This is a genomic window from Cellulomonas cellasea (assembly GCF_006538745.1).
GTDB lineage: Bacteria > Actinomycetota > Actinomycetes > Actinomycetales > Cellulomonadaceae > Cellulomonas_A > Cellulomonas_A cellasea.
In genome coordinates this window covers 1-16,710 of record NZ_BJLR01000034.1, presented here as the reverse complement: position 1 = coordinate 16,710, position 16,710 = coordinate 1, and the positions used below count along the sequence as shown (strand labels likewise).

Below are 16,710 nucleotides of genomic sequence, written 5' to 3'. Positions count from 1 at the left end.
CTCGAGCCCGGGCCGCCCGACGCCCCGCCGCTCGTGCTCGACGTCGGCGGCCTGCGCTTCGGCGTGCTGACGTGCTACGACCTGCGCTTCCCGGAGTCGGCGAGGCGCGTGGTCGACGCGGGCGCCGACGTGCTCGTCGTCCCGGCCGCGTGGGCGTCGGGGGAGCTCAAGGCGATGCACTGGCGGGCGCTCGCGGTCGCCCGGGCGATCGAGAACACCGCCGTCGTGCTCGGCGTCGGGCAGGCGGGCCCCGGGGTCGTGGGCCGCTCGCTCGTCGTGGGGCCGGACGGGGTCGTCGGGCTCGAGCTCGACGAGCGGCCCGACGTGCGGACCGTCGACGTCGACGGCGCGGGCCTCGCGGCGGTGCGGGCGCGCAACCCGTCGCTCGCGAACCGGCGCTACGCGGTCGTGCCGCGGGGCTGACCCGGCGGGCCGGGACCTGCGGACCTCCGTGCCCGTCGCTCGCAGGTGCGCGCGACGGCGACCGCGACGGCCGCGTCAGGTGCGCCGCGACGACGACCGCGACGGCCGCGTCAGGTGCGCGCGATGGCGACCGCGACGGCCGCGAACGTGCACGCCCAGCCGATCACGGTGAGCACGTGGAAGATCTCGTGGAAGCCGAACCACTGCGGGCTCGGGTTCGGCCGCTTCGTCGCGTAGACGACCGCGCCCAGGATGTACGCGACCCCGCAGCCGACGATGAGCGCGACGATCGCGGCCCCGCCGGCCTCGGCGCGCGCGAACTGCGGGAGGTAGCCGAGCGCCGCGCACCCGAGCAGCACGTACAGCGGGGTGTAGAGCCACCGCGGGGCGTCGAGCCACAGGACGCGCATGAGCAGACCCGCGAACGCCCCGGTCCAGACGATCCAGAGCAGGACCGTCGCGTCCCGGGGGCTCAGCAGCAGCACCGCGAGCGGCGTGTAGGTGCCCGCGATGATGAGGTAGATGTTCGAGTGGTCGAGCCGGCGCAGCACGCCGGCGACGCGTGGGGACCAGGTGCCGCGGTGGTAGACCCCGCTCGTGCCGAACAGCAGGATCGACGTGACCCCGAAGACGGCCACGGCGGTGCGCGGCGTCCCGGGGGGTGCGGCGACGACCAGCAGGACCCCGCCGATCAGCGCCACGGGGAACATGCCCGCGTGGATCCAGCCCCGCAGCCGCGGCTTGACCGCAGCTGCCACGTGCTCGGCTGCGTTCTCCACAGAGCGCGGGATGTCCACAGGCGTCCTCCTCGTCGTGCGCACGGCTCGGGTGGCGGTCGCCGAGCACAACTTACGTCTCCGTAGGTTACGTCAGCGTAGGTCCTACGTCCTCACCGGCCGCCAGGATCCGGACGTACCGTCCGTCGCAGGCAGCCCGGGCGAGTAGCGTGAGCGCGGACCGTCCCCAGCCCGCTGACGAGGAGTTCGAGCGTGCGCCTGCCCCATCTGCTGTACGGGCTCTACGAGCGCCGGATCGCGGCCTCGCTCGACCCCGCGCAGATGCCGCGGCACGTCGGGGTGATCCTCGACGGGAACCGGCGTTGGGCGCGCAACCTCGGCGAGTCGGCCGCGACGGGCCACCAGCGCGGCGCCGACAAGATCGCGGACCTGCTCGGCTGGAGCGAGGACATCGGCGTCGAGGTCGTCACGCTGTGGATGCTCTCGACCGACAACCTCACCCGCTCGGCCGAGGAGCTCGACGCGCTGCTGCGGATCATCGAGGACGCGGTCGACGAGCTCGCCGCGAGCGGGCGCTGGCGCGTCCAGGTCGTCGGCTCCCTCGACCTGCTCCCGCGCGCGACCGCCGACGCGCTGTGCGCCGCGCAGGAGCGCACCCGCGACGTCGAGGGCCTGCACGTCAACGTCGCGATCGGCTACGGCGGCCGGCGGGAGATCGCCGACGCGGTCCGCTCGTTCCTGCGCACGCACGCCGAGCGGGGTGCGAGCCTCGACGAGCTCGCCGAGCAGTTCGACGTCGAGCACATCGCCGAGCACCTCTACACGCGCGGCCAGCCCGACCCCGACCTCGTGATCCGCACCTCGGGCGAGCAGCGGCTCGGCGGGTTCCTGCTGTGGCAGAGCGCGCACTCGGAGTTCTACTTCTGCGAGGCGTACTGGCCGGACTTCCGGCGCGTGGACTTCCTGCGCGCGGTGCGCTCGTACGCCGCGCGCGAGCGCCGCCTCGGGCGCTGAGCACCGGGCGCGGGCGACGCCCGTGTGTCGGCGCGGTATCCATCGGATGAAGAAGTCCGCAGACACGCGCGCCTGCGTGCCGCGTGTCGGAGCCCGGGCGTAGCGTCGGGCTCACCGGACGGCACCCGCCGTCCTCGGGAGGCCAGCCCATGGAGCAACCGCTCCGGGAGGAGGGCCGGTCCTGGCCCTGCGGGGCAGGCCGACCTCGTCTCGTCGCCGACTGCCGGCGCACACCGCTCACGCGGTCCGGCACGAGGTGCCCGATGCGGCGCTGAGGCGCCGGAGGGAGCCTGCCGTGGGCAACAACGATCTGGGACCCCGCACGAGCGCGACCGTCGCCGCGAGCACCGCCGCGGCGGGGACGGACGCGCCGGACGAGGGCCTGCGGACGCACGTCCTCGACACGTCGGTCCTGCTCTCCGACCCCAAGGCCGTCTACCGCTTCGCGGAGCACGACGTCGTCCTCCCGATCGTCGTCATCACGGAGCTCGAGGCGAAGCGGCACCACGCCGAGCTCGGGTACTTCGCCCGGTCGGCGCTCCGGCTCCTCGACGACCTGCGCGTCGCGCACGGCGGGCTCGACCACCCCATCCCGCTCGGGCCGGCGGGCGGGACGCTGCGGGTCGAGCTCAACCACGCGGACGTGAGCGTGCTGCCCGCCGGGTTCCGGCTCGGCGACAACGACACGCGGATCCTCGCCGTCGCGGCGAACCTCGCGGCCGAGGGCAAGGACGTCACGGTGGTCTCGAAGGACCTGCCGATGCGCGTCAAGGCGTCCGCGGTGGGGCTGCGCGCCGAGGAGTACCGCGCGGAGCTCGCGGTCGACTCCGGCTGGACCGGGATGGACACGCTCGACATCTCCGAGCAGCAGATGGCGCGGCTGTGGGAGCACGAGTCGTTCGCGCTCGCCGACCTCGACCAGGACCTCGAGGCGGGCGGCGTCGAGGCGGCGGCGACGAGCGCACGCGGTGCGGCGGCCCGCGACCTGCCGTGCCACACCGGGCTCGTCCTGCACAGCCCGCGGGGGTCGGCGCTCGGGCGGGTGACCGCGGACAAGCACGTCCAGCTCGTGCGCGGCGACCAGGACGTCTTCGGCCTGCACGGGCGCAGCGCCGAGCAGCGCGTCGCGATCGACCTGCTGCTCGACGAGGAGATCGGGATCGTCTCGCTCGGCGGGCGCGCCGGGACGGGCAAGTCGGCGCTCGCGCTGTGCGCCGGGCTCGAGGCGGTCCTGGAGCGCCGCCAGCACCGCAAGGTCATGGTGTTCCGCCCGCTGTACGCGGTCGGCGGCCAGGACCTCGGTTACCTGCCCGGGGGAGAGTCCGAGAAGATGAACCCCTGGGCGCAGGCGGTCTTCGACACGCTGAGCGCGGTCGTCAGCAAGGAGGTCGTCGAGGAGGTCCTCGACCGCGACCTGCTCGAGGTGCTGCCGCTCACGCACATCCGGGGCCGCTCGCTGCACGACGCGTTTGTGATCGTCGACGAGGCCCAGTCGCTCGAGCGGAACGTGCTGCTCACGGTGCTCTCGCGCATCGGGCAGAGCTCGCGCGTCGTCCTCACGCACGACGTCGCGCAGCGTGACAACCTGCGCGTCGGGCGGCACGACGGCATCGCCGCGGTCATCGAGGCGCTCAAGGGCCACCCGCTGTTCGGGCACGTGACGCTGACGCGCTCCGAGCGCTCGCCCGTCGCGGCGCTCGTGACCGAGCTGTTCGAGGGCATCGAGATCTGACGTCCGCGACCACAGGGGTGCGGCCCCGGTCCCCTGCACCGGGACCGCACCCCTGCGACCGCGGACGGTCCTGCCGCAGGGCCTGCGGGTGGGTCCGTCCGACCCGTCAGCCCTCGACGAGCCGCCCGTCCGCGAGCCGCACCACGCGGTCCGCGAGCTGGATCATCAGCGGGTCGTGCGTCGAGACGATCGCCGTCATGCCCTCCGCCTGCACGACCGCCCGCAGCAGCGCCATGATCGCCAGGCCGGTCTCGGTGTCGAGCTGGCCGGTCGGCTCGTCGGCGATGAGCAGCCGCGGGGAGTTCGCGAGCGCCCGCGCGAGGCCCACGCGCTGCTGCTGACCGCCCGAGAGCTCGCCCGGCCGCTGCCGCGTGTGGGCGCCGAGCCCGACGAGGTCGAGCAGCAGCTCGACGCGCGCCTCGCGGACGGCCGTCGGGACCGCGCGCAGGCGCAGCGGGACGCCCACGTTCTCGGCCGCGGACAGCACCGGCACGAGCCCGAACGTCTGGAACACGAACGACACGACGTCGCGCCGCAGCTCGACGAGGCCGCGCTCGTCGAGGCTCGACACCTCGCGGCCGTCGACGACGACGCGGCCCTCGTCGGGCCGGTCGAGGCCGCCGATGATGTTGAGCAGCGTCGTCTTGCCCGAGCCGGAGCGGCCCACGAGCGCGACGAGCTCGCCCGGCTGCACGGTGAACGACACGTCGCGGGTCGCGTGCACCGCGGCAGCGCCCGAGCCGTACGTGCGGCTGACGTGCTCGACGACGACCATCGGGGCGACGGCGCCCCCGAGCGCGGCGGACCCCGGTGCGGTCCGTGTGACGGGCGTGCCGGTCATGACTCCTCCTGGCGGTTCTGCGGGGTGCCGTCGGCCGGCGTGCTGCTGTGCCGCCCGGGGCGCGGCCGGTCGGGCCACACCTCGACGTGCCGGGTCTCGAGCGCGAGCCGGACGCGGCCCGAGAGCTCGAGCGCCTCGCGGTAGTCCGCCGGCAGCTGGACGCGTCCGGCGCGGTCGAGCACCGCGTACTCCTCGGCGACGACCTGCTCGGCGCCGTGCTCGTCGGTGTGCGTCCGCCGCAGCACCTCCGAGGACGTCCGGCCGTCGCGGATCTCGACGGTGCGCTGGACGTGCTCGCTCACGCTCGAGTCGTGCGTGACGATCACGACCGTGACCCCGAGCTCCCGGTTCGCCGCGCGCAGGGTGTCGAAGACCTCGACCGAGGTCGCGCTGTCGAGCTCGCCCGTCGGCTCGTCGGCGAACAGCACCTGCGGGGAGTTCGCGAGCGCGACCCCGATCGCCACGCGCTGCTGCTCGCCGCCCGAGAGCTGGCCGGGGCGCCGGTCCGCGCAGTAGCCGACGCCGAGCGCATCGAGGAGCTCGACCGCGCGCTGCCGCCGGGCGGCCGACCGGACGCCGGCGAGGGCCTGGGGGAGCGCCACGTTCTCGGTCGCCGACAGGTACGGCACGAGGTTGCGCCCCGTCTGCTGCCAGACGAAGCCGACCATGCTCCGCCGGTACTCGACGCGCTCGCGCGCCGACATGCCCATGAGGTCCCACGGTCCGACGCGCACGCGCCCGGCGGTCGGCACGTCGAGCCCGGACAGGACGGACAGGAGCGTCGACTTCCCGGAGCCCGACGCCCCGACGATCGCGATCTCCTCGCCGGGGTCCACGAGCAGGTCGAGGCCCTGCAGGGCCTGCACCTCGATGCCCTCGGACTGGTAGATCCGGACGAGGTTGTCGCACGCGATGAGCGCGTGCTCGCCGTACGCGCCGGGGCGCGCGCGGGCCCGGTCCTCGAGGGTCGCGAGCGACTGTTGCGGGGTCTGCGTCGTGGTCACCGGGCTGCTCCTCGGACGGTGGGCGGGACGGGTGTCGGGGCGGGGCCGCCGGGCGGCCCGTGGCGGTGGGGGAGCGCCCGGTCGGCGCGCGCGCCGCTCACCGGTCACCGACCCGCAGCACGTCGCCGAGCCGGTCGCGCCGCCGCACCGCGGCCTCGGCGACGACGCTGACGAGGAGCGCGAGCACCGCGACACCGACCGCGAGGGCGAAGGGCAGCGGCGTGACCACGAGCTCGGTCGTGCCGAGCTCGCCGGTGACCCGACGCAGCCCGAGCGCGCTCGTCAGCACGACGGGCACCGCGACCCCGATGAGCACGCCGGCGAGCACCGCCGCGACGACGAGCGGGCTGAGCTCGCCGAGCGTGACGAGCCGTGCGCCGCGCGGGTCGAGCCCGAGGGTGCGCAGCGCCGAGAGCGTGCGCCCGCGCTCGGGGGCGGTCGCCACGACGGTGAGGACGAGCGTCACGGCCGCGAACAGCGCGAGCACGAGGCTCGTGAGGAGCAGCAGCTGCTGCAGCGCGCGGACGAGCGCGGAGGACCGCTCCGCGGCGAGCCGGTCGGCGCGCACGGTGACGTCGAGGTCGACGGCCTCGACCTCGGCGATCGCGCGCTCGACGGCGGCGGGAGCGCCCGGTCCGGAGACCCACAGCATGTCCTGCTCGAGCGGGACCTCGGTCGCCGCGGTGTAGGTGCCGAGGTCCGCCACGACCACCGGCTCCGTCCCGAACGCCATCGTCGTGTCCCCCACGACGTCGAGCACCACGCGCTGCTCGCCGTCGTAGACCCGGGCCCCGGCGACGTCGGTCTCGGCACGCAGCGACGGGCTGACGAGCGCGCGCGGACCGTCGGGCCCGGCCCCGTCGAGCCCGTCCAGCTCGCCGCCGTACCGCGGGTCCACGGCCGTGCGGATCCGCTCGTACTCCGCCGCCTCGAGCAGGACGAGCGTGACGACCTCGCCGCCGTCGCCGTTGAGCCGGCGCGCGCCGATCGCCGTGCCCAGCGCGGCGGAGTCCACGCCGTCCTGCCGGAGCACCTCGTCCGCGAGCTCGCGCGTCACCCCGCCCTCGACGAGGACGTCCGCCCCGACCTGCTCGATCGACGCCCGCTCCTGCCCGACGCCGACGGTCGCCCCGGTGAGGCCCGCGAACACGACCAGCGCGAGCGCGACGGTGAGCGAGAGCAGCGGGACGCCGAGCCCGGCGGCCTGCGCCGCGCGAGCTGCCGCCACGACGCCCACGAGCCCCCTGCGCCGTGCCGCCAGCCGACCGACGGCACCGAGCACGACCGGGAACGCCCGCAGGACGAGGATCGTCGCGCCCGCCGCGAGGAGCGCCGGGGTCGCGGCGAGCAGCAGGTCCACGCCGGACGTCTGCGTCTGCAGCAGCCCGCGTCCGCGCACCGCCGACGCCGCGCCGGCCGCGAGCACCACGACCGTGACCTCGGCCGTCCTGCGCTGCGCGCGCCGCCGGCCGAGGACGCGCTCGCGGTCCTGGCGGTTCGCGGGCAGCTGGCGCCCGGTCCAGGCGCGGGCCACGAGCGCGGCCCCCAGGACGGGCGTCGCGAGGACCGCCACGACCGCGACGGCGATCGCGGGGGCCCACACGACGGCTGTGGGGCCGGGCGTCGCGAGCAGCGCGGCGACCAGGCCGAGGACCAGGCCGAGGAGCGTGACCGGCACCGACTCGAGCAGGAGGCGCAGCGCCACCGACGCGACCGACGCGCCGCGGGCCCGCTCGGCCTCGAGCAGCGTGCGGCGCCGGGTCACGAGCAGGCGCGCCGCGAGCACGAGGGCGAGGCCGGCGACGGTGACGATGCCGACGAGGAGCAGCGACGCCTGGGCGGTCACGCCGCGCAGCCGTGTCGCGAACTCGCCGAGCACCTCGTCGAGCTCGGTCGACACGGCCAGGGTGCGCCCGCCCGAGAGGGCCAGCTGGTCCGGGTTCGCCGTGATCGACGCGACGTCGTCCGCGACCGCGCCCGCCCGGGCCGCGGTGAGCGCCGGGACGTCGACGGCGAGCCGGACGACCGTGCGGTGGCCCGAGGCCGGCAGCGCCGAACGGGCGTCCGGGACCGACTCGCGGGACAGGAAGAGGCCCGCGATCGTGTGGTCGCCGCGCTTGGCCTGCCGGACGACGGGTTCGAGGAGCTCCGGGGCGCCGGCCCAGGTGTCCTCGGCCGCGTCGACCGGCTCGAAGATGCCCGTCACGACCGCCACGGCCTCGTCGCGCAGCGCACCCGCGAGGCCGATCTCGGACCCGACGGACACGCCGAGCACCTCGGCCGTGGCGCGCGTGACCCCGACCTCGACGCGCTGCGGGCGGAGCTCCACGGGCGTGTCGTAGCCCGCGGCCTCGCGCTCGGCGGCGTACTCGGCGCGCACGTCCGGCGAGGCGCCGGGCTCGGCGCCCTCGACCCAGCGGACCCCGGCGGAGCGCTCGCTCCACACCCACCCCAGGCGCAGCGCCCACAGGCCTGTCTCGGGCGGGGCGGCCAGCTTCAGGTCCATGCTGTGGAACGAGAGCACGGGCTCCTGCACCGCGGCCCGCAGCTCGTCGGGCAGCACCGCGCGCAGGTCGTTCGCGGCGGACTCGAGCTTGTCGGCCAGCCGCGGGTCTCGCACGGTCTCCCGCACCGTGCCCATCGCGGGCGGCAGCTCGGCGAGCACGTCGCTGCGGCTGCCCGCCTCGGTCACGGCCTGGCGCACGCCGCGGTCGGCGGACTCCACGAGGTAGCGGGGGCCGGCGAGCGCGAGGAACGCGGTCACGGCGACGAGCGCGAGGCACACGGCGACGAGCCCGCGGTCGGCCACCGCGCGACGCCACGCGAGCAGCGGCGAGCCGGCCACGAGGGGCAGCACGCGCGGCGCCCTCATCGGTCGTCCCCGAGCCGGAGGAGCTCGGCGGACGCACGGCGCAGGAGGGTCATGGTGGTCACCCCGACGGTGATGGCGATGGCGGCGAGCAGGGACAGGAGGAGCGCGGCCTCGTCGGCCCACGGCCACTGCACGAGGACCGGGGGGACGGGACGACGGCCGTCGGCGGCGACCGTGAGCAGCGGGGCCACCAGGTGACCGAGCAGCAGACCGAGCAGGAGCCCGGCCGCGCTGCCGAGGAGAGCGAGCAGCCCGTGCTCGGCGAGGACCGCCCGGACGAGGCCACCGCGCGAGGCCCCGAGCGCCTGGAGCCGCGCGAGCTCGAGCCGGCGCAGCCGCACCGAGACGGTCGCGCTCATCAGGAAGCCGGCGATCGCGAGCGCGACCGCGGCGATGGTCACGATCCAGAGCGCGGCCTGCATGCCGACCCGCAGCGGGCCGTCGGTGAGCAGGTCGCGGACCTCGACCCGGCTCTCGATCGTCCCGTCGTCCCGGTCGCGCACGGCCGCGAGGGCCGGAGCCAGTCCGTCGTCGGGCACCGCCGCCCACCACTCGTCGATCAACGGGTCCGTCAGCCCGATGCCGGCGAGCGCGCGCCACAGGGTGTCGTGGTCCGCGAGCGCGGCCGGGCGCGCCGGGCTGCCGGGCAGGTGCGGGACCGCCGCGACCAGGCGCACCGGCACGGTGACGGCCCCGAACGCGAGCAGCGCCTCGTTGCCGACCTCGGACTCGAGGAGGTCGAGCATCTCGTCGGACGCGATCACCGGGACGTGCTCCGGGGCCTCGAACGCCGTGACGGAGAAGCCGCGGCCGCCCTCGATCATGTCGTCGAGCGGGAGGGTCCCGGTCACGCTCAGCGCACCGGCGTCCCCCGCCGTGAGGTCGACCGGCGTCACGATGCCCCAGGAGTTGGGCAGCGATCGTCCGGACCACTCGTCGGCGACGAACGCGACGGGCTCCGAGACGATGCCACCGGTGCGCGCGCGCAGGTCGGCGACCTCGAGGTCCCAGAAGACCAGCGGCGAGGAGCCGTTGGGCGGGGCGACGGGCAGGGAGCCGCCCAGCGCGACGACCGCCTCCGCGGGCAGGTAGACCTGACCGACGAGGGACACGACCCTCAGCGGGGTCGCGAGGCGAGCGCCGGCCGCCGCGACGGTCACGGTCTGCTGCGCGGGGGTGCCGTCCGCCGGGAACGGGTCGAGCTCGTAGGACACGCGCGCGCCGTGCGCGTCCTGCAGCGTCACGGTGACGAGCACCTGGGTGCCGGGCAGCGCGGGCGCCACGGACGCGGCGAGCGTGAGGTCGACCTGCTCGGGCGTGCCGGGCAGCACCGGTCCCCGGACCGCGTCCCCGGGTGCGAGCCGCTCGACCTCGCCGGGCCACCCCCCGGGGTGCGCCGACCGCCCGCGCAGCACCGCGGAGCCGCCCACGGTGTCGACGGCGAGCAGGTCGATGCTCTTGTTGGTGGACGGGAGCTGGCTGTCGGTCACGGGCCGCCCGATCTTCACGGACCGGGACGTCACCGGGCTGACCGCCGTCGTTCCGGGCAGCGCGCCGACGGTCACGGACTGGTCGAACGGCGTCCCGGCGAGCCCGTCGACGCGCACGTCGGTGCCGACCCGCAGCTCGGCCTGGTCGGCCTGCGACACCCGCCAGGTCGCGAGGAAGGACTGCGAGAACGAGCTCACGGCGACCGCGAGCGTCAGCAGCAGGACGGCGCCCGAGGCACGTGCCGGCCGGCGGGAGACCTCCCACGCGGCGAGCGGCAGGACGAGGGAGCGGCTGCGTCGCGCGAGCCGCTCGACGCCGCGCGCCACCAGCGGGGCCACGCGGAGCGTGAGGGCACCGCCGGCCAGCAGGAACAGCGCCGGTCCGGCGACGAGCACGGGGTCGATCCCCCCGCCCTCGACGACCGGCGACCGGTACACGCGCAGCTGCCAGAACGCGACGCCGGCGAGCGCGACGAGCGCGAGGTCGAGGCCCGAGCGCGCGAACGAGCCGCGGCCCTCCTGACGCACGAGCTGCTGCTCGTCGTCGACCACGCTCGTCGCGCGGCGCAGGAGCGGGGCGAGCAGCACGGCGGCGAAGAGGGCGGCGGCCGCGGCGCACGTGACGAGCAGGTGCGGAGGCAGCCCGGGGTCGTGGTCCAGCCCGGCCGCCGCGAGCACGGGCTGGGCGACCACCGTGCGGTACAGCGCCCGCGCGACGAATGGCGCGAGCGCCGCGGTGAGCGCCGCGATGGCGAGCGCCTCGAGCCCGGCGAAGCGCACGAGCTGGCCCGCCGACGCGCCGCGGGACGTCAGGAGCGTGCGCTCGGCGGCGCGTCGCTCCGCGAGCAGCCGGGCGGCGATGAGCAGCACGGTCACCGCCAGCACCGCGAGCATGAGGCCGAGCACCGCGAGACCGACGCGGGTGACCGCGAGCTGCGTGCGCGCGCCGTCGACGGTCGTCGCGAGCTCGGTCACGACGTAGCCGCCGAGCGCGACGTCGGAGAGCGCGGCGATCAGGGCGGGGCGGGCGTCCTCGACGCGCTGCGGGATCTCCGCGAGCGTCGCCGGGGTCGCCTCCCCGAGCCGGGGGTGGGCGACCAGGCGCGCCGACTGCGTCTCGACGACCTGGTCGGTGAGGACCTCGGGCGCGGCGACGAACGGGCCGTAGGCGGTCGTCTTCACGAAGCCGAACGACCCCGGGACGGGGAAGTTCCGGTCGACGAGCGCGCCGTCGAGCAGGTCGCGTTCCCACAGCGCGAGCGGACCCGTGCGCTCGTACACGCCCACGACGACGGTGTCGACGACGTCGCGCGACGCCGAGCTCGTGAGCGGGACGGCGCTGCCGGGGGTCCACCCGAAGGTGTCCGCGGCGGTCACCGGGACCGCGAGCTCGATCCGCCCGTCGCCGTCCGCGGCCGCCGCGGGCCACCGGCCGGCGACCAGCCTCGACCGGTCCTCCATCGCGGGCTGGGCGGCGACGTAGCCGAGCGGCACCGGGTTCAGGTCACCGGCGGGGATCCGGTAGGGCACCGACGTCAGCCAGCGGTCGTAGGTGGTCGGCACGTCCTCGGTGACGGTCGCGAGCACGCCCTCGGCGGCCTCGATCGACTGCAGGGGCGCCTTCACGCCGGGCGTGACCTCGACGTCCACGTCGGTCGCGGTGGCGGGCTCGCGGCTGAGCGCCGTCTGCAGCGACCGCGCCTCGCTCTCGGTGAGCAGCAGCCCGAACGTCCCGAGCAGGCCGGAGCCCAGCACGGCGACGGCGAGCACCGTCACCAGCAGCGACGCCTGCGTCAGCGCCCGGTGCGCGAGCAGCCGCATCGTCCAGCCCACAGTTCCCCCTCGACCTCGTCGTCGTCCCCCCCGCACACCCCGCAGGGTGCTGCGCGGTCCGTCGAACGTAGTGCGGCTCCGGGACCGTGTGGGAGCGGTTGCACGCAATGGTGTGACGATCGTTACGGGGCCGTGACCTGGGCACTCGGATCGCGACGGAACCGTGACGAGCGGGACTCAACCTTTTCCGGAACGGACCGCGGAGGGGTGTCGCGGAGGGTCGGCGCGTCCTCGACCGCGGACGCACGACGCCCGGTCCGGCACGCGCGTGCGCGCCGGACCGGGCGTCGTCCTGCGTGGTCCCGGAGCCGTCCCGGAGTCGTTCCCGGCCGGCCTCCCGACGGCGTCAGGCCTGCGGCGGCCGGGTCATGCTCAGCACGTCGAGGGCCTGGTCGAGCTGCTCCTCGGTGACCTCGCCGCGCTCGACGTAGCCCAGGTCGACGACCGCCTCGCGGACCGTCAGCCCCTTCTTCACCGAGTGCTTCGCGATCTTCGCCGCCGCCTCGTACCCGATGACCCGGTTGAGCGGCGTCACGATCGACGGCGAGGACTCCGCGAACGCGCGCGCCCGCTCCTCGTTGGCCTCGATGCCCGCCACCGTGCGGTCCGCGAGCACCGTCGAGGCGTTCGCGAGCAGCCGGATCGACTCGAGCACCCCGAGCGCGATCACGGGGATCTGCACGTTGAGCTCGAACGCGCCGCTCGCGCCGGCCCACGCGACCGTGGCGTCGTTGCCGATGACGCGCGCGGCGACCATGAGCACCGCCTCCGGGATGACCGGGTTGACCTTGCCGGGCATGATCGACGACCCGGGCTGCAGGTCGGGGATCGCGATCTCGCCGAGGCCGGTGTTGGGGCCCGAGCCCATCCAGCGCAGGTCGTTGCAGATCTTCGTCAGGCTCACCGCGATCGTGCGCAGCGCGCCCGAGAGCTCGACGAGCCCGTCACGCGCGCTCTGCGCCTCGAAGTGGTCGCGCGCCTCGGTCAGCGGCAGCCCGGTGTCCTCGACGAGCAGCGCGATGACCCGCTGCGGGAACCCGGCCGGGGTGTTGATGCCGGTGCCGACCGCGGTGCCGCCGAGCGGGACCTCGGCGGCCCGGGGGAGCGCCGCCTCGAGGCGCTCGATGCCGTAGCGGACCGCGGCGGCGTACCCGCCGAACTCCTGGCCGAGCGTGACGGGCGTCGCGTCCATGAGGTGCGTGCGCCCCGACTTCACGACGCCCGCGAACTGCGTGGCCTTGGCCTCGAGCGCCTCCGCGAGGTGCGCGAGCGCCGGGACGAGCGTGCCGACGACGCCCGCCGTCGCGGCGACGTGCACCGACGTCGGGAACACGTCGTTGGACGACTGCGACGCGTTGACGTGGTCGTTGGGGTGCACCGGGCGCCCGAGCCGCGTGCTGGCGAGCGTCGCGACGACCTCGTTGGTGTTCATGTTCGACGACGTGCCGGACCCGGTCTGGAACACGTCGACGGGGAAGTGGGCGTCGTGTGCGCCGGAAGCGACCTCGTCGGCCGCGGCGACGATCGCGTCGGCCACGTCCTGCTCGAGGACGCCGAGCTCGGCGTTCGCACGCGCCGCGGCCTTCTTGATGCGGGCCAGGGCCTCGATGTGGCTGCGCTCGAGCCGCGTCCCCGAGATCGGGAAGTTCTCGACCGCGCGCTGCGTCTGCGCGCGGTACAGCGCGTCCGCCGGGACACGCACCTCACCCATCGTGTCGTGCTCGATGCGGAAACCGGACCCGGAAGCGACGTCGCTGCTCATGCCCCGCATCCTCTCATCGGGCCCCGGGGGGCGTCAGCGCGTCGCGGGCGTGGCCTGCGCCACGGCGTCGGGCCCCGGCCCCGGCGCGGGCTCAGGCGCCCGGTCCCGCCCGAGCGCGCGCCACCCGGCGAGCGCCGCGACCGCGATCGCCGCGCCGCCCGCCGCGAAGCCGGCCCGGGCCCCGGCGTGGTCGGCGAGCGTCGCGGCCGCGATCCCGGTGACGGGGTTGAGGCCCGGCAGCGCCATGGTCCACACCCCGAGCGTCCGGCCGCGCAGCTCGGGAGCCGCGCGCAGCTGCACGAGCGTGTTCGCGGCGGTGATGCACCAGATCGATACGAACCCGGTGACGGCCATCGCGGCGAAGGCGACACCGGCCGTCGGGGAGAACCCGGTCAGCGCCATCGCCACACCGGTCGCGAGCGCGAGCACCCGGACCCCCGCGCCGGTGGGCTGCCCGAGCCGCGCGGCGACGAGCGCTCCGGGCAGCGCCCCCAGCCCGAAGCACGCGAGCAGCGCCCCGTACCCCGCGCCGTCCATGCCGAGCTCGCGCGTCGCGAGCAGCGGGAACAGCACCGAGGCGTTGAACAGCACCCCCGTCGCGCCTGCCACGAGCACGCACGAGCGCAGCACCGGCGTCGACCACACGTACCGCAGGCCCTCGCGCGCGGCGCCGCGCCGGCGCGGTGCGGTGCCGGGGGCCGGGCCGCTCGTGGCCGGCGGGTAGCGCCACAGCACGAGCAGCGGCGCGAGGTACGACGCCGCGTTCGCCGCGAAGCACGCGGTCGGTCCCGAGAGCGTCAGCAGCACCCCGCCCACCGCCGGCCCGACGACGCGCGAGGCGTTGAGGATCACCTCGTAGAGGCTGACCGCGCTCGCGAGCCGCTCCCGCCCGACGAGGTCCATCACGTACACCTGGCGCGTCGGGGCGTCGACGGCGTTCACCGCGCCGCTCAGCGCGTTGACGAGCAGGAGCGACCACACCTGCGCGGCGCCGGACGCGCTCAGCGCCGTCAGGACGAGCGCGAGCCCGACGAACGCGCACTGCGTGACCACGAGCAGGCGCCGGCGGTCGACGCGGTCCGCGAGCCCGCCCGCCCAGGCACCCGCGAGCAGCACCGGCAGGAGGGTCGCGGCGGAGAGCAGCGCGAGGTCGACCGCCCGTCCGGTGAGCTCGAGGACGAGCCACGCCGCGCCGACCGACTGCGTGACGATGCCGGACGCCGAGAGGACCTGGCTCGCGAACCACGCGCGGTACGCGGGGACCTGCAGCGACGCGAAGGCGCCGGGACCGGCGCGCTGGGGGAGTCGGGGCACGGCGTCGACCCTGGCACCGACCCGGGACCGGGGCGAACGGTTTCTCGCGCCCTGGACCCGTCGACGACGGGACCTCGCCGAGCCGGCGGCGGCGAGCCGGGCGTCAGACCCCGACGGGTCCGACCGACTCCGTGGCCTGCGCGCGGCCGTCGGCGAGCGTGTACTCGACGCCGAGGATCGCGCAGCGGCCCTCCTCGACCGCCTCGGCGAGCGACTTCGAGTAGCCCTGCAGCATCTGCACGGTGTGCCGCACGTGCTCGTGGCCCAGCTCGGCCGCCGACAGCGACGCGAAGGTGCGCCCGTCCGGGCCGCTCGCGATGTTCACGATGCTCGGGATCACGCGGTCGACGATCGCGCGCACGAACCCGTCGGGCAGCTCGCCGGTCGTCAGCGCCGTCGTCGCCGCGGCGACCGCGCCGCAGCTGTCGTGCCCGAGCACCAGCACCAGCGACGCCCCGAGCACGTTGACGCCGTACTCGATCGAGCCGATGACGGTCGTGTCGAGCACGTGCCCTGCGGTGCGCACGACGAACACGTCGCCGAGCCCCTGGTCGAAGATGATCTCGGCGGCGACCCGGCTGTCCGAGCAGCCGAACACGACCGCGAACGGCGCCTGCGCGACGCTCAGCTCGCTGCGCCGGTCGATGCCCTGCGACGGGTGCAGCATCTCGCCGCGCACGAACCGCTCGTTGCCCTCCTGGAGCCGCGTCCAGGCCTCTGCGGGGGTGATGGTGGGGGTCACGGAGCACATGCTGACAGGTCGTCGCGCGACCCGCGCGGGCCGCCCGCGGAGCGGTCACCGTGCGCCGCCGGCCGGGTGAGGGCCCACGGCGCCCCGGGGTGCGCGTACTAGAGTTCCGGGGTGCCAGCCCGCCGACTCCGACGCGCCGCCGTGCCCGCCGTGATCACGGCCGCCACGCTGCTCCTCGCGTCGTCGTCGGTCGGCGGACCGCGACCCTACGCGGAGCCCGCGCTGCGCACCCAGGCGGCGCTGCTGTCGGTCGACGACGCCGTGATCGCGGTCGGCCCGCACGAGCAGGTCGAGCGCTTCGAGGGCAGCAACGTCACCGCCGCGGTCGTGAGCGCCGCGGGCGAGGGCGCCCACGAGGCCGCCGAGCGCCACGGGGAGCTCGAGGCGCTCGCGGACACCCAGCGCGACTGGCTCGCCGCCGGCACCGTGCCCGGTCCGGAGCGGTACGCGGACATGGCGCGGCAGGCGCTGCTCGACCTCGACACGCTCACGCTCGACAACGGCGCGGTCCTCGCCGGCCCCACCGCGGCGTGGCTCTACTCGTGGCCGCGCGACGCGAGCTTCGTCGCCGTGGCGCTCGCCCGCACGGGCCACCCCGAGGACGCCGCGACGATCCTCGGTCACCTCGCGCGCGTCCAGGAGCCCGACGGCACGTTCCAGGCCCGGTACCTGCCCGACGAGAGCGGCGTGCCCGACGGGCGCGGGACCCAGCTCGACGGCGGCGCGTGGTACCTGTGGGCAGCCGCCGAGTGGTACGCGGCGGCCGGGGACGGCGAGGCCGACGGGGACGGCGAGGCCGACGGGGACGGCGAGGACGGCAAGGACGGCGGGGACACGGAGGCCGACGAGGCCGACGAGGCCGACGAGGCCGGCGGCGACGGTGGCGACGAGGACGCACGCGCGGCGACGCTCGAGGCGCTCGCGCCGAGCCTGTCCC

11 protein-coding genes and 1 pseudogene are annotated in these 16,710 nt (G+C 75.8%); 4 read left to right on the top strand and 8 right to left on the bottom strand.

Annotation, left to right across the window (positions count from 1 at the left end; genetic code table 11):
• Nucleotides 1-423: nitrilase-related carbon-nitrogen hydrolase (locus CCE01nite_RS17875; RefSeq protein ID WP_281282404.1), on the top strand; the 423-nt coding region annotated here is incomplete at its 5' end.
• 110 nt (nt 424-533) lie between these two features.
• Here the strand turns inward: CCE01nite_RS17875 and trhA are convergent.
• Nucleotides 534-1,202 carry a PAQR family membrane homeostasis protein TrhA gene (gene trhA / locus CCE01nite_RS17870; protein ID WP_034633413.1) on the bottom strand — a complete coding sequence of 223 codons (669 nt, stop codon included), beginning with the start codon at nt 1,200-1,202 and terminating at the stop codon, nt 534-536.
• A 210-nt stretch (nt 1,203-1,412) separates the two neighbouring features.
• Here trhA and CCE01nite_RS17865 point away from each other — a divergent pair, with 210 nt between their 5' ends.
• Together CCE01nite_RS17865 and phoH2 are read left to right on the top strand one after the other, a co-directional pair.
• Entirely contained in the window at nt 1,413-2,174 is a 762-nt protein-coding gene (locus tag CCE01nite_RS17865) for an isoprenyl transferase (protein WP_034633417.1), read from the top strand.
• 382 nt (nt 2,175-2,556) lie between these two features.
• Nucleotides 2,557-3,906: an RNA 5'-3' helicase PhoH2 gene (gene phoH2 / locus CCE01nite_RS17860; protein ID WP_034633446.1), complete on the top strand. Its 1,350-nt coding sequence runs from the start codon at nt 2,557-2,559 to the stop codon at nt 3,904-3,906.
• 106 nt (nt 3,907-4,012) lie between these two features.
• On the opposite strand, the gene CCE01nite_RS17855 is transcribed toward phoH2, so the two are convergent.
• The 7 genes from CCE01nite_RS17855 to CCE01nite_RS17825 all read right to left on the bottom strand — a co-directional run bounded on the left by CCE01nite_RS17855 (nt 4,013) and on the right by CCE01nite_RS17825 (nt 15,773).
• Nucleotides 4,013-4,681 (bottom strand): ABC transporter ATP-binding protein, encoded by a 669-nt coding sequence (locus CCE01nite_RS17855; RefSeq protein WP_174774713.1) that lies wholly within the window; start codon nt 4,679-4,681, stop codon nt 4,013-4,015.
• A 62-nt stretch (nt 4,682-4,743) separates the two neighbouring features.
• Nucleotides 4,744-5,751: an ABC transporter ATP-binding protein gene (locus CCE01nite_RS17850; protein WP_034633425.1), complete on the bottom strand. Its 1,008-nt coding sequence runs from the start codon at nt 5,749-5,751 to the stop codon at nt 4,744-4,746.
• A 97-nt stretch (nt 5,752-5,848) separates the two neighbouring features.
• Complete coding sequence (locus CCE01nite_RS17845) at nt 5,849-8,623, bottom strand: FtsX-like permease family protein (protein ID WP_141372771.1); 2,775 nt, start codon at nt 8,621-8,623, stop codon at nt 5,849-5,851.
• Complete coding sequence (locus tag CCE01nite_RS17840) at nt 8,620-11,946, bottom strand: FtsX-like permease family protein (protein ID WP_034633437.1); 3,327 nt, start codon at nt 11,944-11,946, stop codon at nt 8,620-8,622. Before CCE01nite_RS17840 ends, CCE01nite_RS17845 begins: the two co-directional genes overlap by 4 nt.
• A gap of 346 nt (nt 11,947-12,292) precedes the next feature.
• Nucleotides 12,293-13,708 carry a class II fumarate hydratase gene (locus CCE01nite_RS17835; protein ID WP_034633442.1) on the bottom strand — a complete coding sequence of 472 codons (1,416 nt, stop codon included), beginning with the start codon at nt 13,706-13,708 and terminating at the stop codon, nt 12,293-12,295.
• A 33-nt stretch (nt 13,709-13,741) separates the two neighbouring features.
• On the bottom strand, nt 13,742-15,022 hold the full coding sequence (locus CCE01nite_RS17830; RefSeq protein WP_141372770.1) for an MFS transporter: 1,281 nt from the start codon (nt 15,020-15,022) through the stop codon (nt 13,742-13,744).
• Nucleotides 15,023-15,125: 103 nt separating this feature from the next.
• A complete protein-coding gene (locus CCE01nite_RS17825) occupies nt 15,126-15,773 on the bottom strand; it encodes a carbonic anhydrase (protein ID WP_034632556.1) in 648 nt (215 codons plus the stop codon).
• Between the two features lie 111 nt (nt 15,774-15,884).
• On the opposite strand from CCE01nite_RS17825, the pseudogene CCE01nite_RS21465 reads away from it, so the two are divergent.
• Nucleotides 15,885-16,710, top strand: a pseudogene (locus tag CCE01nite_RS21465) (hypothetical protein); the annotation flags it as partial.